At 71.9% G+C, this 17,248-nt stretch carries 17 protein-coding genes; 3 read left to right on the top strand and 14 right to left on the bottom strand.

Translation table 11 applies throughout. The features are described 5' to 3' along the window. Window positions 1-44: 44 nt before the first annotated feature. The 6 genes from B0675_RS19640 to B0675_RS19615 form a co-directional block, all read right to left on the bottom strand. Window positions 45-626 (bottom strand): sugar kinase, encoded by a 582-nt coding sequence (locus B0675_RS19640; protein ID WP_081220120.1) that lies wholly within the window; start codon window positions 624-626, stop codon window positions 45-47. After that, on the bottom strand, window positions 623-1,744 hold the full coding sequence (locus tag B0675_RS19635) for an ROK family glucokinase (RefSeq protein WP_107482676.1): 1,122 nt from the start codon (window positions 1,742-1,744) through the stop codon (window positions 623-625). The genes B0675_RS19640 and B0675_RS19635 overlap by 4 nt, the downstream gene beginning before the upstream one ends. A 195-nt stretch (window positions 1,745-1,939) precedes the next feature. After that, entirely contained in the window at window positions 1,940-2,764 is an 825-nt protein-coding gene (locus tag B0675_RS19630) for an ATP-binding cassette domain-containing protein (RefSeq protein WP_179165324.1), read from the bottom strand. Then, window positions 2,761-3,816 (bottom strand): ABC transporter permease, encoded by a 1,056-nt coding sequence (locus B0675_RS19625; RefSeq protein ID WP_081220118.1) that lies wholly within the window; start codon window positions 3,814-3,816, stop codon window positions 2,761-2,763. The genes B0675_RS19630 and B0675_RS19625 overlap by 4 nt, the downstream gene beginning before the upstream one ends. Next, window positions 3,813-4,817, bottom strand: coding sequence for a sugar ABC transporter substrate-binding protein (locus B0675_RS19620; RefSeq protein ID WP_081220117.1), 1,005 nt, complete (start codon window positions 4,815-4,817; stop codon window positions 3,813-3,815). The genes B0675_RS19625 and B0675_RS19620 overlap by 4 nt, the downstream gene beginning before the upstream one ends. A gap of 274 nt (window positions 4,818-5,091) precedes the next feature. Next, on the bottom strand, window positions 5,092-5,829 hold the full coding sequence (locus B0675_RS19615; protein WP_107482815.1) for a GntR family transcriptional regulator: 738 nt from the start codon (window positions 5,827-5,829) through the stop codon (window positions 5,092-5,094). 128 nt (window positions 5,830-5,957) lie between these two features. Here B0675_RS19615 and B0675_RS19610 point away from each other — a divergent pair, with 128 nt between their 5' ends. Further along, window positions 5,958-6,971, top strand: coding sequence for a Gfo/Idh/MocA family oxidoreductase (locus B0675_RS19610; RefSeq protein ID WP_081220115.1), 1,014 nt, complete (start codon window positions 5,958-5,960; stop codon window positions 6,969-6,971). 54 nt (window positions 6,972-7,025) lie between these two features. Here the strand turns inward: B0675_RS19610 and B0675_RS19605 are convergent, their stop codons facing one another. The 4 genes from B0675_RS19605 to B0675_RS19590 form a co-directional block, all read right to left on the bottom strand. Continuing rightward, on the bottom strand, window positions 7,026-7,517 hold the full coding sequence (locus B0675_RS19605) for a hypothetical protein (protein WP_081220114.1): 492 nt from the start codon (window positions 7,515-7,517) through the stop codon (window positions 7,026-7,028). A gap of 31 nt (window positions 7,518-7,548) precedes the next feature. Next, window positions 7,549-8,724: a cytochrome P450 gene (locus B0675_RS19600; RefSeq protein ID WP_081220113.1), complete on the bottom strand. Its 1,176-nt coding sequence runs from the start codon at window positions 8,722-8,724 to the stop codon at window positions 7,549-7,551. Between the two features lie 44 nt (window positions 8,725-8,768). Continuing rightward, complete coding sequence (locus tag B0675_RS19595; RefSeq protein ID WP_081220112.1) at window positions 8,769-9,440, bottom strand: response regulator transcription factor; 672 nt, start codon at window positions 9,438-9,440, stop codon at window positions 8,769-8,771. Between the two features lie 394 nt (window positions 9,441-9,834). Further along, the gene (locus tag B0675_RS19590) at window positions 9,835-11,106 is read right to left on the bottom strand and encodes a histidine kinase (protein WP_241539815.1); all 1,272 of its coding nucleotides are present in this window, start codon (window positions 11,104-11,106) and stop codon (window positions 9,835-9,837) included. 178 nt (window positions 11,107-11,284) lie between these two features. Here B0675_RS19590 and B0675_RS19585 point away from each other — a divergent pair, with 178 nt between their 5' ends. Continuing rightward, window positions 11,285-11,488: a hypothetical protein gene (locus B0675_RS19585; protein WP_081220110.1), complete on the top strand. Its 204-nt coding sequence runs from the start codon at window positions 11,285-11,287 to the stop codon at window positions 11,486-11,488. A 191-nt stretch (window positions 11,489-11,679) separates the two neighbouring features. On the opposite strand, the gene B0675_RS19580 is transcribed toward B0675_RS19585, so the two are convergent. Further along, window positions 11,680-12,072 carry a ribonuclease gene (locus B0675_RS19580; RefSeq protein WP_081221885.1) on the bottom strand — a complete coding sequence of 131 codons (393 nt, stop codon included), beginning with the start codon at window positions 12,070-12,072 and terminating at the stop codon, window positions 11,680-11,682. 233 nt (window positions 12,073-12,305) lie between these two features. Continuing rightward, the gene (locus B0675_RS19575; RefSeq protein WP_081220109.1) at window positions 12,306-13,133 is read right to left on the bottom strand and encodes an AIM24 family protein; all 828 of its coding nucleotides are present in this window, start codon (window positions 13,131-13,133) and stop codon (window positions 12,306-12,308) included. A 257-nt stretch (window positions 13,134-13,390) separates the two neighbouring features. Here B0675_RS19575 and B0675_RS19570 point away from each other — a divergent pair, with 257 nt between their 5' ends. Continuing rightward, the gene (locus B0675_RS19570; protein ID WP_107482675.1) at window positions 13,391-14,122 is read left to right on the top strand and encodes a 3-oxoacyl-ACP reductase family protein; all 732 of its coding nucleotides are present in this window, start codon (window positions 13,391-13,393) and stop codon (window positions 14,120-14,122) included. Between the two features lie 278 nt (window positions 14,123-14,400). Here B0675_RS19570 and alc read toward each other — a convergent pair whose 3' ends face one another. After that, a complete protein-coding gene (gene alc, locus B0675_RS19565; protein ID WP_081220108.1) occupies window positions 14,401-15,531 on the bottom strand; it encodes an allantoicase in 1,131 nt (376 codons plus the stop codon). Between the two features lie 154 nt (window positions 15,532-15,685). After that, on the bottom strand, window positions 15,686-17,026 hold the full coding sequence (allB, locus tag B0675_RS19560) for an allantoinase AllB (RefSeq protein WP_081220107.1): 1,341 nt from the start codon (window positions 17,024-17,026) through the stop codon (window positions 15,686-15,688). Between the last annotated feature and the right edge of the window lie 222 nt (window positions 17,027-17,248).

The following is a 17,248-nucleotide window of genomic DNA, read 5'->3' as shown; positions in this document are numbered from 1 at the left end:
AACCCGTGCGGATCGGGACTCCGGGCGGCGGGTCGCGGGGCTCGTTACGGAATGGTGCGCGAGACGACGTACACCATGGGGTGTCCGGGCTCGGAGCGGTTCACCACGATGTCCTGGGTGGGCGCGGGGTCCTTCTGCCTGTGCACCAGACCCGACCAGGGGCCGGGCCCTTCGAACTCCCAGCCGACGACCTTCTGGTCGCGGTCGCCGATGGTGATGTCGTCCTTCTTGAGGTCGTCGGCCTTGGCGCCGACGCCCTTGAGGAAGCCGGCGAGGCCCGCCTCGGTAGTCCCGAACTGGACGTAGAGGCGGCTGGTCTTCCAGTTGTTCGTCTCGTAGTACGCGACGTCGGTGGACCGGCCGGGGATCGGGATCTGGTAGAGGCGGCGCTGCACGCGGGAGGGCCAGCCCGCGGTGAGGCCGGTCGCCGAGTACTTCTCCTCCTTGTCCTTGCCGCTGTCGCGGCTCTGGTTGGCGGAGATCACCAGATAGCCGGCCGGTACGCCGATGAGCAGCACGATGATCAGCAGCGTCAGGGCGCGGCGGCGGAACCGGTGCCGGGGGTCCTCGGGGGGGCGCTCGGGCTCGTCCGGGGAGGTCGCCTGGCGGGGCAGCGAGGCCGTCACATCGACTCCTGGCCGGTCGAGCGACGCGACTCGGTGTAGCGCTCGTACCGTTCGTAGCGCTCCACGCGGCGGCGCTTGGCGCGCCGGAAGCGGCGGGCGACGAGGCGCGCGAGGTCGGCGGCACCGACCATGCCGGCCTCGGGACCGAGCTGGGCGCGTGCGATCCGGGCCTCGGGGCGGTAGCCGCGGCCGGTGAGGTGGCGGCGGAAGGCGTCGCGGGCGGGCCCGATGAGGAGGTCGTCGGCGGCGCTGACACCGCCGCCGATGACGAAGCAGGAGGGGTCGAGGGCGGCGGCCAGGTTGGCGATGCCGACGCCGAGCCACTGCCCGATGTCCTGGAGGAGCTCGATGCACATGGCGTCGCCCTCGCGGGCCAGCTCGGTGATCATCGGGCCGGTGATGTCGCCGATGCTGCCCTTGACGTGCTCGATGATCCCGTACGCCACCGGGGAGTCGGCGGCGGCGAGCTCCCGGGCCTCGCGGACCAGTGCGTTGCCGGAGCTGTACTGCTCCCAGCAGCCACGGTTGCCGCACGGGCAGCGGTGGCCGCCGGGCACGACCTGCATGTGCCCGAATTCGCCGGCGACGCCGAACTTGCCGCGCTTGACCTGGCCGTCCTCCAGGATCGCGCCGCCGATGCCGGTGCCGAGCGTGATCATGACGAGGTGGTCCTCGCCCCGGCCGGCGCCGAACCGCCACTCGGCCCAGGCTGCCGCGTTCGCGTCGTTGTCGACGAGGACGGGCACGGCGAGGCGGCCGGCGAGGCGGTCGCGCAGCGGCTCGTTGCGCCAGGACAGGTGGGGGGCGAACAGGATGCGGTTGCGGTCGGCGTCGACCCAGCCGGCCGCGCCGATGCCGACGGCGTGCACGTCGTGCCGGTCGGAGAGGTCCAGCACCAGTTCGAGGATGGTGTCCTCGACGACCTTGGGGCTCTTGGACTTGTCCGGTGTCTCGGCGCGGACCTTCTCCAGGATGTTCCCGTCGGCGTCCACGACGCCCGCCATCACCTTCGTACCGCCGATGTCGATGCCGACGGTGGGGACACGGGGTGCCGTCAGGTGCGAACGGCGCTCGCGTGTTCCCACGGTCCGCAGGACGGTGGCCCGCGCGGAGCCCATGGAGGTGCTCCCTGCCCGAGTGGAGCCGAGAGCTCGGGGGAGCGCGAGGTCGCGGTAGGTGCTCATCGCGCCGATTCTGCCTTACGCCGTACCGGGGCCGCACCGCGGAAGAGCGGGGACGGGGGTGACCCGCGGCCCGTCCGGGGCCGGTCCCGGCATGCCGGCGGAGCCGAACGGGTCACTCCCCCGCGCCCCTCACGCCGTGCGGTTCTCCAGTTCGTGCCGCAGGTCGTCGAGCTCGCTGCCGCCCGCCATCTGGCGTGTCAGCTCGTCGAGGGTGATGTCGTCGCGGGTGTGGCTGCCCGACATGGCTCCGCGCTTGAGGAGGACGAAGCGGTCGCCCACGAGATAGGCGTGATGCGGGTTGTGGGTGATCAAGACAACACCCAGTCCGGCGTCACGGGCGGCGGCCACGTATTTGAGGACGACACCGGACTGCTTCACGCCGAGGGCGGCCGTGGGCTCGTCGAGGACGAGGACCTTGGCGCCGAAGTACACGGCGCGGGCGATCGCCACGCACTGGCGTTCGCCGCCGGAGAGGGTGCCGATCGGCTGGTCGACGTCGCGCAGGTCGATGCCCATGCGCAGGAGCTCCGCGTGGGTGGTGCGGCGCATGAAGTCGACGTCGAGGTGCTTGAAGGGGCCGACGCCCTTGCGCGGCTCGGAGCCGAGGAAGAAGTTTCGCCAGACCGGCATCAGCGGGACGACCGCGAGGTCCTGGTAGACGGTCGCGATGCCGAGGTCCAGGGCCTCGCGCGGGGAGGAGAGGCGGGTCTCCTCGCCCTCGATGCGCAGCGTGCCCGCGTCGTGCCGGTGCCGGCCCGCGATGATCTTGATGAGGGTGGACTTGCCCGCGCCGTTGTCGCCGAGCACACAGGTGATCTCGCCCGCGTGGACCTCCAGCGAGACGCCTTCGAGGGCTCGGATGTTGCCGTAGTACTTGCTGACGTCGTCGAGTTCGACGAGCGGCGCGCGTTCCCCGGCGGCGGGTTCCTTGGTCATGTTCGTGTCCGTGGTCATTTCGTCGCCTCCGCGCGCTTGCGGACCCAGTGGTTGAGCAGGGTCGCGAGGAGCAGCATCACGCCGAGGAAGAACTTGAACCAGTCCGGGTTCCACTCGGCGAACACGATGCCCTTGCTGACCATGCCGAAGATCAGGGCGCCGACCGCCGCGCCGACCGCGGAGCCGTAGCCGCCGGTGATCAGGCAGCCGCCGATGACGGCCGCGATGATGTAGATCAGTTCGTTGCCGACGCCCTCGCCGGACTGGACGACGTCGAACGAGAACAGCAGGTGCTGGCCGGAGATCCAGGCGCCGAAGGCGACGCCCATGTAGAGGCCGATCTTGGTCTTGTCGACGGGGACACCGACCGCGCGGGCGGCCTCCTCGCCGCCGCCGACGGCGTAGATCCAGTTGCCGACGCGGGTGCGCAGGAGGATCCAGGTGGCGACCGCGACCAGGACCAGCCACCACAGGATGGTGATCTTGAAGTCGACGCCGCCGATGGTGAGGGTGGAGGCGAAGACGTCCTTCGCGGAGGAGAAGCCCTCCATGTCGGAGATCGACTTGGTGGAGACGGTGCCGCTGATCAGCTTGGTGAAGCCGAGGTTGATGCCGGTGAGCATGAGGAAGGTGCCGAGCGTGATGATGAAGCTCGGCGGGTCGGTCCGGGTGAGCATGACGCCGTTGAAGACGCCGATGGCGAGGGTGACGAGCAGCGAGACGAGCACGCCGACCCAGACGTTGGCCGTCATCTGGTAGCTGAACATCGACGAGATCAGCGCCGAGGTGGTGACCATGACGCCCGCCGAGAGGTCGAACTCGCCGCCGATCATGAGCAGCGCGACGGGGACGGCCATGATGCCGATGGTCGAGGCGGCGTACAGGACGGTGCTGAGGCTCGACGCCCGGACGAAGCTGTCGGCGAAGATCGCGAAGAAGAGGAAGACGGCGATCGCGCCGACCACGGAGCCGAGTTCGGGGCGGCCCATCAGCTTGCGCAGCGGCGAGGTCTTCAGGAGGCGCTCGTCGCTCGCGGGGCCGGGCGCTGGCGCGGGTGCGGTGGCGGTCATCGGGTCCCCCGGTCCGCGTACTGCTCCAGCTTGGACGCCTGGTCCTTGGTGATGATCTGCGGGCCGGTGAGGACCGGCTTGCCGCCGCCGAGGACGTCCGCGTTGTACTTGTACAGCCAGAGCAGGTCCACGGCCTCGTAGCCCTGGAGGTAGGGCTGCTGGTCGACGGCGAAGCCGAGGGTGCCGTCCTTGAGCTCGGCGGCCACCTTGGCGTTCAGGTCGAAGGTGTCGATCTCGGCCTTGCTGCCCGCGTCCTTCTTGGCCTTGACGGCGGTGTCCGCGAACGGGGCGCCGAGCGTCACGACGGAGTCGATCGACCCGTCGGCCTGGAGCTTGGCGCCGATGGAGGACTGCACGTCCGGCATGCTGGTGCCCTGGACGTAGATGTTCTGCACGGTGCCGTGGAAGGTCTTCTTGATGCCGGCGCAGCGCTGCTCGTGACCGACGTTGCCCTGCTCGTGCAGGACGCACAGGGCCTTCTTGCGGCCCCGCTTGTTCAGCTCCTCGCCGACGGCCTCACCGGCGATCGTCTCGTCCTGGCCGATGTGGGTGAGCGCGCCGAAGGCCTTGGACTCCGCGGAACCGGAGTTCACCGTGATCACCGGGATGCCGGCCTTGCGGGCGCGGGCGACGGCGGCCTTCATGGCGTCGGGCTTGGCCAGCGAGACGATGATGCCGTCGACCTTCTTGTCGATCGCGGCGTCCACGAGCTGTGCCTGCTGCTGGGCCTCGTCGTCGTGCGAGTAGAGGAAGTTGATGTTGTCCTTGACGGCGGCCTGCTTGGCGCCGTTCTGGACGATGTCCCAGAAGGTGTCGCCGTCGCCCGAGTGGGTGATCATGGCGAAGGTCCACTTCGGCGTGTTCACCGCGGCCCTGCCCTGGGCCGCGGCGGCCTTGCGGGCGTCCTCGGCCCGCTTCCCGCCGGTGCTGCTGCATCCCGCGAGGGACACTCCCAGCGCCCCTGCGAGCGCGATGCTTACCCAGGTCCGAGTCCGTGCCACGAGGCCGTGCCCTTCTTGCGTGCTCCTTGGTGTGCCGGGCCCTGCGGTCCTGCCCGGGGGCCGTTCCGCAGGCCCTTTCGGACCGGCTTCGTACCGGCCCAAACGACCAAGTATCAATCACGGACACCGTCCGCCCGACCAGCGGGTCCCGCACGCGGTGCGGCCACGCGGCGCGGTACGGCCTTTCCGGTGACGGCGGCGGCGCTTCCGGCGTACCGGCGCGCGTCCGTCGGTCACGCGTGCCGGCGGTGCCGGGGCGCGGCGGGCGTGCGGTTCACGGCCGGACGAGGAGCTGGAACTCGAAGGAGTAGCGCGAGGCGCGGTAGATGTGTGTGCCGAACTCGACGGCGCGGCCGGTGTCGTCGAAGGTGGTGCGCTGCATGGTGAGCAGGGGTGAGCCCGCCGGCTCACCGAGCCGCCCGCCCTCCTCCTCGGTGGCGGCGCGGGCGCCGACGGACTGGCGGGCGCTGTGGAGGGTGATGCCGGCGGTGCGCATCAGCCGGTACAGGCCGGTGGCCTCCATCCGGTCGCCGTCGAGGTCCAGCAGGCCGGGGGGCAGGTAGTTGCAGAGGTACGCCATCGGCTCACCGTGCGCGAGACGCAGCCGCTCGACGCGGTGCACGTCGCTGGTCTCGGTGACCCCCAGGGCGGCCGCGACCTCGGTGGACGCCGGCTCGACGGTGTTGACGACCACCTGGGTGGCGGGGCGCTGGCCCGCCGACTCCAGGTCGTCGTAGAGGCTGCTGAGTTCCAGAGGGCGCTTGACCTGGCTGTGCACGACCTGGGTGCCCACGCCTCGGCGCCGTACGAGCAGGCCCTTGTCGACGAGGGACTGGATGGCCTGGCGGACCGTGGGGCGGGACAGGCCGAGCCGTCCGGCGAGATCGATCTCGTTGCCGAGGAGACTTCCCGGGGTCAGCGCTCCGTGCTCGATGGCGGCCTCGAGTTGCTGCGACAGCTGGAAGTAGAGCGGGACCGGGCTGCTGCGGTCGACGCTGAGCTGGAGCGACACGGTCGGATCCACATCTGGTTTCGGCACGGCCCGAGCGTAGCTCCGTGAGATGTTGACGGGAAGTTGTGAAGTTCGATTGTCCGGACAAACCATTGACAGGGTGGCGGGTCGGCCCTCAGTTTGTTCCCATGCGCATCGGACTCATCGGAGCGGGTCGTATCGGCACATTCCATGCCACGACTCTCAGCCGCCACCGTGAGGTCGGCGGCTCCCTCATCGTCACGGACGCGGACCCGGTACGGGCCCAGCGGCTGGCGGACCGGCTGGGCGCGACCGCGGCGCCGAGCGTGAACGAGATCTTCACCTGGGGCGTGGACGCGGTGGTCATCACCGCCGCCACGTCGGCCCACGCCGAGCTGATCGGCCGGGCGGCCCGCTCCGGGCTCCCGGTCTTCTGCGAGAAGCCCATCGCCGTCGATCTGCCGGGCACCCTGAGCGCCCTCGCCGAGGTCGACGCCGCGGGAACGGTTCTTCAGATGGGCTTCCAGCGCCGCTTCGACGTGGGCTACAGCGCTGCCCGTGAGGCGGTGCGGTCGGGCCGGCTCGGCCGGCTGCACACCGTCCGCGCGATGACCTCCGACCAGTCGCCGCCGCCGGCCGGCTATCTCCCGCTCTCCGGCGGGCTGTACCGCGACTGTCTGATCCACGATTTCGACGTGCTGCGCTGGGTGACGGGCCGCGAGGTCGTCCAGGTGTACGCGGCCGGGTCCGACGCCGGGCCCTCGATGTTCCGCGAGGCGGGTGACATCGACACCGCCGCCGCGGTCCTCACCTTCGACGACGGCATGCTCGCCACGGCGACGGCCACCCGGCTGAACGGCGCGGGCTACGACGTCCGCATGGAGCTGGCCGGCGAACGGGACCAGATCGGCGTCGGCCTGGACGACCGCACACCGATCGCGTCGACCGAACCGGCCGGTCCGCCGGCCGCGGACAAACCGTGGACGGGGTTCCTGGAACGCTTCGGCCCCGCGTACGAGGCGGAGCTGGCCGCCTTCGTCGAGGTGGTCCGCGGCGAGCGCGCCAACCCCTGCGACGGCCGCGAGGCCCTGGAGGCCCTCCGCATCGCCGAGGCCTGCGAACTGTCCCGCCGCGAACGCCGCCCGGTGTCCCCGGCGGAGATCCCGGGCGGCCGGGACTGACCCGCCCTCGCGGCGGGCGCCGCCCTCGGCCCGGTTCCGTCTCCCCGGCTCTCCTCAGCCGAGAAGCCGCACGGCGGGAGCCTCCCGGTCCACGGCGAGCGGCAGATCACAGTGCTCGCAGGTGATCCGGGCGGGCCGGACCAGGTTGCTCTGGATGCTGCCGGTCCCGGCCTTCTTCGCGACGGGGCAGTAGTAGGCGAGGTGCAGGCGCACCCACGGGTGACGGGTGGGTACGGCCGCCTTCCCGCTGTCGCGGCTGCCGGTGAAAGGTGCCCACCAGAAGTCGACCAGGGCCCGGAGCGCCAGGCGCTCCCGGCCGTCGGTGGTGTCGAAGCCGGCGATCCTGGCGGGTGCGTGGTGCCGCTCGAAGCCACTGCGGCTGCCGGAGCACAGCGCCTGCTCGGCTCCGACGTCGAACAGTGTCGTGCGCCCCGTCCGCTCGCAGATGAAACAGTCCAGGCTGAACTCCAGCGAGGAACGCCAGTAGAGCAGGTGCGTGTCCTCACGGTCGGTCAGCTCGGCTCTGATCTCCGCCGTACGCAGCACGGTCGCCGCTCCCTTCCTTCCTGAGCCCGGTTCACCATCGCACCGGCACCCGGCGCGCCCCGCGCATCAGCATGCCGGGCAGCCAGCCGCTCGGCGGCCCGTCGAGGGCCAGGTCCGGGCAGCGCTCCAGCAGGGAGCCGAGGGCCACGCGCGCTTCGAGCCGGGCGAGCGGGGCGCCGAGGCAGTAGTGGATGCCGTGTCCGAAGGCGAGGTGGCCGCGGGCCTCGCGCCGGATGTCGAAACGGTCGGGGGCAGGGTACCGGGTGCCGTCGCGGTCGGCCGCCGTGAGGCCGATCATCACCGCGTCGCCGGAGGCCATTCTCGTGCCGCCGATGTCGAGCGGCTCCGCGGCGTAGCGGAAGGTCGCGTTCTCCACCGGTCCCTCGTAGCGCAGGGTCTCCTCGACGGTGACGTCCAGCAGCGTCATGTCGGCGCGCAGGGCGGCGAGTTGGTCCGGGTGGGTGAGCAGGGCGTGCACCGCGCCGGCGATGAGGTTGACCGTCGTCTCGTGTCCGGCGACGAGCAGCACGAAGGCCATGCCGCGCAGTTCCTCGGGCGAGAGCCGGTCGCCGTCCTCGGCGGTGGTGCGGATCAGCCCGCTGAGGAGGTCGTCCGCGGGACCGGCGGAGCGCTTGTCCTCGATCAGATCGCGCAGGTAGGCGGCGAGCCGGACGAAGGCGTCGTACTCGCTGTCGGCGCTGGTGGGCGCGACCGCCTCGCTGGACAGCGCGCGGAAGGTGGCCCGGTCCGGCGCGGGCACTCCGAGCAGCTCGCAGATGACGGTCAGCGGGAGCGGATAGGCGAACGACTCGACCAGGTCGGCGTGACCGCGCGGGAGCATCGCGTCGAGCAGTTCGTCGGTGATCTCCTGGATCCGCGGGGCCAGGGCCGCGACGCGCCGGGGGGTGAACTCACGGGCGATCAGGCTTCGCAGCCTCGTGTGCTGCGGCGGGTCGGCGACCAGCAGATACTTGCCGATCAGCTCCTCGTCGAGGAACGTGATGCCGATCTTCCCGGCGTCCTTGGCCAGCCGCGGATCGGCCAGCGCTGCCCGCGCCTCCTCGTACCCGACCACGAGCCAGGTCTCGTGATGCGCGTCCGGCGGTGGCAGCCGCACCCGGTGCACCGGGCCGAGCGCGCGCAACTCGGCGTAGACCGGGTGCGGGTTCTCGGTGAACCCCGTCCCGTACTCCCCCAGATCGATCACGCCTTCCCCTCCCCGTCACCCCGCACAACGCGCGAGCCCCCCGCTCAGTGCCCGTCCTCCTCCAGCAGCCCCGCGTCGTACGTCAACAACGCGACCTGGACACGGTTGTTGAGGTCGAGCTTCGCGAGGATCCGGGAGACGTGCGTCTTGACCGTGGCGACGCTCATGAACAGCTCGGCGGCGATGTCGGCGTTCGAACCGCCCCGGCCGACCGCCACCGCGACCTCGCGCTCCCGCTCGTTCAGGACGGCGATCCGCGAACGGGCCCCGGACCTGCGGGCGTCGGCGGAGGAACCGGCGGCGTGCTCCATCAACTGGCGTGTGACGGTGGGCGACAGCACCGGGTCCCCGGCCGCCACCCGGCGCACCGCGTCCAGGATCTCGGCGGGCGGTGTGTCCTTCAGGACGAACCCGGCCGCGCCCGCGCGCAGGGCACGCAGCACCTGATCGTCGGCGTGAAACGTCGTCAGGACCACCACCTGGGGTGCCTCCTTGCGGGCGCGCAGCCGCTCGGTGGCGGTGAGGCCGTCGACGTTCGGCATCCGGATGTCCATCAGGACGACGTCGGGCCTCGTGCGGTCCACCAGTTCCTCGACCTCGGCGCCGTCGGCGGCCTCGCCGACGATCTCGACGTCCTCGGCGCCGCCCATCATGAGGGCCAGCCCCGCTCGCACCAGAGGGTCGTCGTCGACGAGCACCAGCCGAATCGCAGTCATCCCCCCACCTAACCAGCTCCCGAAGATGTTTCCCGCCCCCTCCACCCCTACCCGACCCGACCCGACCCAGGCTCCGCCCCGAACCCCGCTCCCCAATCGCCGGAGGGGCTGATTTCCCGAGCGCCGTAAGAGCCGAAGTCTCCTCAGCCACGTACTGCCCGCACCCGGCATCCGGCGTCAGGGGCCGTGCCGGTACATCACATGCCCGTCGCCCACGCCCGGATCGAGCAGCTCCCGCCTCTCGACCCACGTCTGATCCAACGGCGACGGGCGGATGTACCGGCACGGCCCCGACCCACCCACCGGACCGGAACCGGAACCGGACCGGAACGGAACCGGAGCCGAGGCCGGAGGCACCCGGAACGCCCGGCGCGCAGCCGCCGGCACGGACCAGTCACCCCCACGGCAACCAGGCCACCACCCGGAACCCCCCGTCGCCCTCGTGCCCGTGCTGAAGCCGCCCACCCGCGAGCGTGGCCCGCTCCCGCAGCCCGATCAGCCCCTGCCCGGACCCCGGAACCGACGGCACCTCTCCCGACGGGGCGGGGTTGACGACGGACACGGTCAGACCGTCCCCTGCCGCTCCCCGCACCGACACGGTGACCTCCGTGCCCGGCGCGTGCTTGCGCGCGTTGGTCAGTCCCTCCTGCGCGATGCGGTACGCCGTGCGGCCGACGGACGCGGGCACGGCGTCGGGGTCGGCGACCTGGTTGTCGAGGACCACCTTCATGCCCGCGGAGCGCGACTCCGCGACCAGCCCGTCGAGCGCCGCGAGCGTGGGCTGCGGCCGTCCCCCGTCGTCGGAGTCCGACGCCCGCAGCACTCCGATGATCTCCCGCAGATCCTGCAGTGCCTCGTGCGCGCTCTCCCGGATGATCCCGGCGGCCCTGGCGACCTCCTCCCGCGGCGCGTCGGGCCGGAACTCCAGGGCCCCCGCGTGCACGCTCAGGAGGGTGAGCCGGTGGGCGAGCACGTCGTGCATCTCGCGCGCGATGGACTCGCGCGCGAGCTGCTGCGCCTGCTCCGCCCGCAGCGCCGCCTCGGTCTCGGCCCGTCGCGCCCGGTCCCGCAGACTCAGCATGAGCTGGCGCTTGGACCGTACGAACATGCCCCAGCCGACCACCGCCGAGGTGAGCAGCACGGTGACCGCGAGGGCGACGGGGTACGACAGGTCCGGGTCGGGCCGCAGCAGGAAGTACGCCGGGAGGAGCGCGAGCTGCGCTCCGGCGATCCAGGCGACGTACCGGAAGGGCCGGTGGACGGCGAGGGTGAACAGGGCGACGAGACCGGCGCCGCCCGAGGTGGTCGAGACGAGTCCGACGGGGATGAGCGCGACGGCCAGCCCGAGCGGCCAGCGGCGCCGCAGCCAGACGGCGGCGCAGGCGACCGCTCCGATCCACTGGTCGGCGACCGCGAGGGCATGCGGGGTGTTGGGGTCGTCGGCCAGCGTGTTCGCCGCCGCGATACCCACTCCGACGGCCAGAAGGAAACAGCCGAAGTCGACGATCCAGTCACGCACCGTGCGCCGGGGGCGACCGGAGCGGCCGTTCCGCTCGGCTTCGGGGTCGAGATCCGCGGCCACGGCGGACGGCAGCAGCCAGCGCCGGCCCCGCAGGGTCGGCACCGGCACGTCTCGCGGCACGCGGGCCGAATCGTCACCACTCACGGTCGACAAATCTACGCAGCCGAACCCGCGGCCACCTCCCCGTCGGCGCCTTCACCGACCAAAGTCGGCAGGCTTCAGACTTTCGTCGGAGCGGGCCGCCGCACGGGCCGACCTTCCGCCGCCCGCACGCGCCCCGCGGCCGATGCGCGCGGCACGCGCGCGGGGCGAGGGTCGTGGCATGAAGCAGCTGCTGGAGGTGCTCGGGTTCATCTCCCTGGTGCAGGGCGTTCTCGGTCTGGTCCAGGAGATCACCGGGCTGCTGCGCGGATGGGGCATCGTGCAGCGGCTCGGCTTTCTGGACGGCTACGAGATCTACGCGAGCGCCGCACTCGTGGTCCTGGCGTTCGCCCTGTTCGCGGCCGCGGAGAGCAGCCGCACCTGAAGAGGGCGACGACTGCCCCGAGACGCACCGCGGGGCCGGCCACCCGCGCACACAGGGGCCGACCCCGCAGTCCCGCTCCGTTCCTCGCGCCGTCAGGCCGTCACACCATCACGCCGCCGCACTGTGCAGTCGTCGCGCGATCAGGCCGTCGGCCGTCGCGCCGAGCCGTGGGGACTCGGCGTCGGGCGGCGTCAGCAGCCGAAGTCGACCAGGTCGAACGTCACGTAGTGGTCGGCCGTGTAGTAGTCCTCCTGGGTCTCCTCGCCGGTGACGATGCGGCGGGCTCCCCGGGTCGACGAGCCCGGGGTGATGACCGTGTACTCGTGGTAGTACCCGGAGGACCGGGAGGGCAGGACGCCCTCGCGGTTCTGGAAGACGACCCCGTCCTGCGAGTAGGGGAAGGGCCCTCCCGCGTCGATCAGGTCGAGCGTGTCGTGCGCCTGCGACGGCAGCGCGCTGTAACAGATGCTGCCGACGGAGGCCGCCGCGGCGTTGGCCGGGGCGACGGCGGTGCCGCCCACGAGGAGGGCGGACATGAGGGCCACGAGGGCACCGGTACGAGTGGTACGTGGGGGGAATCTCATGGAACCACCCTGACGCGCGTAGACCATGGCATGTCAATGTCAAGGCGGCTGTTTTCTCCCGGCGCGTCCGATGATTTTTCCCCGAGTTAACGGCCTGCACGGAGTCCCCGCAGGGCATCCCCGCGACCTCCACAGGCCCGGCCGACGCACCGGTCCTCGCCCGCGCCCGGTGGACTCCGCCCCGGCGGCCCGGACGCCTCCGCCCCCGTCGGCCGGGACGGCGGTCGCCCGCCTCACCCCTCGTTCGTCGAGAAGAGCCCGCCCGTCGGACCCTGCTTGTCGCCGCCCTGGGCCTTCCTCAGGGCGTTGGCGAGGCCCTCGATGGTGAGGGACTGGAGGATGACCTGGCCGTCACCCTCCAGGGTGGCGAGCGACAGCCCCTCACCGCCGAAGACCGCGTTCATCAGGCCCTGTCGGTTCAGGCCGCCGATGCGCTGGACCCCGTAGCGGATGCCGTCCTCGAAGGCGACGACACAGCCCGTGTCGACCTCGACGCGGCCGCCGAAGTCCGCCGGGTTCAGATCGATGAAGTTGCCCGCACCCGCGATGATCACCGTGCCCTGCCCGGTGAACTTCTCCAGGACGAATCCCTCGCCGCCGCTGCGCCCGGTCCGGCCGCCCTGGAAGGCGATTCCGAACCGCACGCTCGACTCCGCCGCCACGAAGGCGTCCTTCTCGGCGAACCACGCGCGTGTGCCGTCCAGTTCCAGGGCGCGCATCTCGCCGGGCAGCACGCCCGCGAACCCGACGGTTCCCTCGCCGCCCACCGCCGTGAAGTACTGGAACGCCAGGGACTCGCCCGCCAGAGCGCGCTGACCGGCCTGCATGGCGGTGCCCATGGCCTGGCGCAGCATCCCGCCCATGCCTCCGCCGCCGGCCTGCGGCGCACCGCCTCCGGCTGCCCCGGCGCCGCCCGGCGGACCGGAGAGGCGGGTCTCCATGGTCACGCCGGTCGTCTTGAAGAGGAACTTCCCCGCCTCGCAGTACACGGTCTGGCCGGGGTGCAGGCTCACGACCGCCATCTGCATGGCGTTGCCGACGATCTCTTGCTGAAGGGTCACCCCGGAAGAACGAGAGAAGCGGAGCTGAAGGTTCCGGCCCATCGGGCGAGCTGTTGGGACAGGGGCCGGGTCGGGTCGGGTCGGGTCGCGGTGAGCACGACGTCCGTTGGCCGCCGGTTCCGCCGGCTCCCGGCCGCTGGGATGGACCCATGACTTCTCAGGACATCGCGAGCGGCACGAACAGCGGCACGGGAACGGACGGCATGGACGGCGTGGACAGCAGGGACGGCAGGGACGGCAGGGACGGCGGTAGGGGAATGCAGGGAAAGGTGGCCCTCGTGACCGGGGGCGCCCGGGGCATCGGGGCCGCGACCGCGCTGCGCCTCGCCCGTGAGGGTGCGGACGTGGCCGTCACCTATGTGCGCGGCAAGGAGGCGGCGGCGGAGGTCGTACGGGCCGTCGAGGCGCTCGGTGTCCGGGGGCTCGCGCTGTGCGCGGACTCCTCCGACGCGGTCCGGGCCGGCGCGGTCGTGGACCGGGTCGTCGAGGAGTTCGGGCGGCTCGACGTGCTCGTCAACAACGCGGGTGCGGGCGTGCTGGGCCCCCTGGAGTCGCTGTCCCTGGCGGACGTCGACCACGTGCTCGCCGTCAATGTCCGGGGGGTCTTCCTGACCTCGCAGGCGGCCGCGCCGCACCTCGGGGCGGGCGGCCGGATCATCACGATCGGCAGCTGCATGACCCAGCGGGTCCCCGGTCCCGGCGGCACCCTCTACGCGACGAGCAAGTCCGCGCTGATCGGTCTGACCAAGGCCCTCGCGCGGGAACTGGGAGGGCGCGGAGTGACCGCCAACATCGTCCACCCCGGCCCGACCGACACCGACATGAACCCGGCGGACGGCCCGTTCGCGTCCGGCCAGGTCGCCCTGACCGCCGTGGGCCGCTTCGCCGCCGCCGACGAGGTGGCGTCGATGGTCGCGTACCTGGCCGGGAGCGGGGCCGCCTTCGTCACCGGCGCGGAGTTCGCCGTGGACGGCGGCCACGCGGCGTGACACGACCGGACGTGGGCCTCTCAGGGGCGGGCCACGCTCACGCCTGAGGTCGGCCGTCCGGTGAAGTGACCGGAGAGTGCACCCCGAGGCACGGGAGCACCCCCTGGGTCACCCGAAGGCGGAGTCCGTCCGGGCGCACCGGGCGCCGTCCCGGCCTGGGGGCCGCATCGATTCCGATGCGGCCCCCAGGTGCGCGGCCATCGGCCGGGTGGGCGGTGACGCGGTACGGCGGTCGGGCGGGGCGGTGACGCGTACCGCGGGCGGGTGGGCCGGAGGGGTCAGCCGCCCAGTTCCTGGTGGCGGGCGGCCAGCCGGGAGGCGCCGTCCTCCGTCAGGGAGCCGAAGAGGCGCAGGCGGGAGATGCCGCCGTCCGGGAAGATGTCCACGCGCGCGTGGGTGCCGACGACCGGTGCGTCGAGGGTGAAGCGGTGGTTGGTGTCGGGCTGGAGGCGGGTGCGGGGCAGGACCTCGGTCCACTCCCCCTCGTCGCCGTCGCGGACCGACACCGACGCCCATCCGGCGCTGTTGCCCTTCAGGTACGCCGTGTCGATCTCGATCGCGCGGATCTCGGACTGGGCGACGAGCTGGTAGCGGATCCAGTCGTTGCCGTCGTCACGGCGACGGCGGGTCTCCCAGCCGTCGTCCATCTTGCGGGAGCGGCCCGGCTGGATGGTGTTCGTGGCCGGGGAGTAGAAGCGGTCGGAGGCGTCCTCGACCTGGCCGCCGTTCCCCAGGGCGACGACGTCGAAGGCGCCGAGGACGGACAGCCAGCGCGGGTCGGGCACGACCTCGCCGTACACGCGCAGCCGGGCGATGCCGCCGTCGGGGTGCTGGTTGACGCGCAGGTGGGTGAAGCGCTGTTCGGCCAGGACGGAGAACCCGTTGGCCGCGTGGCCGCCGACCGCCGTTCGGGGTACGAGGGTCGTCCACTTCACGTCGTCCGCGAGGAGTTCCTCGGGGGACGGCGAACCCGGCAGCGAGGTGCCCTCGACGGACACCGCCTGCGGGTAGTTGCCGCGGAAGTGGGCCGTGTCGACCACGATGCCGCGGATCACGCCGGGGGCGCCGAGGCGGACCAGGGCCCAGTCGTGGTCCTCGGCGGTCGGCCACGGGTGCCCGGCCGAGACGCCGCGGCGGCGCCGGGTCTCCCAGCCGTCCATGATCTTGCCCTTGTGCCCGAAGTGCTCGGGGTCGAACTCGGCGGCGCCGGGCACGAGCAGGTTCTCGCGCTGGGCGAAGAACTCGTCGTTGGCGGCCACCACCCCGGCGCCGAGCTGCCGGTCGGCGAGGTTGGCGTACTGGGTGAACGGGAAGTCGGCGGTGCGGTAGTCCGCGTACGGGTCGCCGCCTCCGTAGGGGTTCGCGTCTCCGGTGAAGGTGGCCAAAACGGGCGGGTTCTGCGCCGTCACGATGATCGATCTGCCTTTCGGGGGTCGGCCGTTGCGGATGCGGGTGCGGATGCCGGAGTGCGGTACGGCGGTCGGTGGTGCGGTTCGGGGGTTGGGGGGCCGGGGTCGACGCGTCCCGCGAGGGGGCGGAGGGCGGACCCCGGGGGCCGGAGGGCTACGGGTTCCGGGTGAGGAGCTGTCCGGTGGGCCCGGTGAACTCGCCCGCGGCGACGATGCGTTCGCCGCGCAGCCAGGTCGACCTGACGACACCGCTGAGGGTCTTGCCGGCGTAGGCCGTGACCCGGTTGCGATGCTGGAGCGCCGCCGGGTCGACGGTGAAGGTCTCGTCGGGGGCGAGAACCGCGAAGTCGGCGTCCCGGCCCGGTGCGATGGCGCCCTTGCGGTCGCCGAGGCCGACCAGTTCGGCCGTGCGGGAGGACATCCAGCGGACCACGTCCTCCAGTCCGTGGCCGCGCTTGCGGGCCTCGGTCCAGACGGCGGACAGGCTGAGCTGGAGTCCGGAGATGCCGCCCCAGGCGGTGGCGAAGTCGTCCGTCTTGAGGTCGGCGGTCGACGGCGAGTGGTCGGTGACGACACAGTCGATGGTGCCGTCGGCCAGCGCCTGCCAGAGCAGGTCCTGGTTGGCGGCCTCGCGGATGGGCGGGCAGCACTTGAACTCGCTGGCGCCGTCCGGGACTTCCTCGGCGGTCAGGGTGAGGTAGTGCGGGCAGGTCTCCACGGTGAGCCGGACGCCGTCGGCCTTCGCGGCGGCGATCAGCGGGAGGGCGTCGCTCGACGACAGGTGCAGCACGTGCACCCGGGCGTCGAGGCGCCGGGCCTGCGCGACGAGGCTCTCGATGGCGGTGTCCTCGGCGTCGCGGGGGCGCGAGGCGAGGAAGTCGGCGTACTTCTGGCCGCCCTTCTGCGGGGCGGCGGCCAGGTGGTGCGGGTCCTCGGCGTGGACGATCAGCAGGCCGCCGAAGCCCGCGATCTCGGCGAGGGAGCGGGTCAGCTGCTCCTGGTCCAGCTCGGGGAACTCCTCGACACCGGAGGGCGAGAGGAACGCCTTGAACCCGAAGACGCCCGCCTCGTGCAGCGGTCGCAGGTCCTTGACGTTGTCCGGGAGCGCGCCGCCCCAGAAGCCGACGTCGATGTGCGCCTTGGGCCGGGCGACATCCCGCTTGGTGCGGAGGTTGTCCACCGTCGTCGTCGGCGGCAGGGAGTTGAGCGGCATGTCGACGAGGGTGGTGATGCCGCCGGCGGCCGCGGCGCGGGTCGCGGTCCAGAACCCCTCCCACTCGGTGCGGCCGGGGTCGTTCACATGGACGTGCGTGTCCACCAGGCCGGGCAGCAGGACGTCGTCGCCGAAGTCCTCGAACCGGGCACCGGCCGGCACCTCGGCGTCGTGCGGAAGCACGGCCGTGATCTTCCCCGCGGTGACCGCGACCGAAGCGGCGCGCGTCCCTTCGGGAGTGATGACGCGCGTCGAGCGCAGCACCAGTTCGACGTCGGACACCCGGACCCCTCTCTCTGCCGCCGTTGACCCCCGTCGACGCGGGTTTACTTCCACGTAACGAAATTCAACGTTCTGTTGAAGGAGTCTTCACTCCGACCCCCGTGTCGTCAAGAGTCCCCCGCGCTCTCCATCCGCCACCCCCACTCTCTGGATGTTTCCACAAAGCGGAAGTAGACTTCCGGCAAGCAGAACGTAGTGACGTACAACCAGGGAGTCAACCGA

This window comes from Streptomyces sp. M41(2017) (assembly GCF_002078175.1).
In the GTDB taxonomy this organism is placed as follows: Bacteria; Actinomycetota; Actinomycetes; order Streptomycetales; family Streptomycetaceae; genus Streptomyces.
This window is presented reverse-complemented; position numbering and strand designations above follow the sequence as displayed.

Excerpts from the sequence above, each read along its gene's own strand:
- B0675_RS19585 (WP_081220110.1), top strand. The coding sequence starts at position 11,285 with ATGAAGCAGCTGCTGGAGGTGCTCGGGTTCATCTCCCTGGTGCAGGGC.
- B0675_RS19610 (WP_081220115.1), top strand. The coding sequence starts at position 5,958 with ATGCGCATCGGACTCATCGGAGCGGGTCGTATCGGCACATTCCATGCC.
- B0675_RS19630 (WP_179165324.1), bottom strand. The coding sequence starts at position 2,764 with ATGACCACGGACACGAACATGACCAAGGAACCCGCCGCCGGGGAACGC.
- B0675_RS19580 (WP_081221885.1), bottom strand. The coding sequence starts at position 12,072 with ATGAGATTCCCCCCACGTACCACTCGTACCGGTGCCCTCGTGGCCCTC.
- B0675_RS19625 (WP_081220118.1), bottom strand. The coding sequence starts at position 3,816 with ATGACCGCCACCGCACCCGCGCCAGCGCCCGGCCCCGCGAGCGACGAG.
- B0675_RS19570 (WP_107482675.1), top strand. The coding sequence starts at position 13,391 with ATGCAGGGAAAGGTGGCCCTCGTGACCGGGGGCGCCCGGGGCATCGGG.
- B0675_RS19635 (WP_107482676.1), bottom strand. The coding sequence starts at position 1,744 with ATGGGCTCCGCGCGGGCCACCGTCCTGCGGACCGTGGGAACACGCGAG.
- B0675_RS19595 (WP_081220112.1), bottom strand. The coding sequence starts at position 9,440 with ATGACTGCGATTCGGCTGGTGCTCGTCGACGACGACCCTCTGGTGCGA.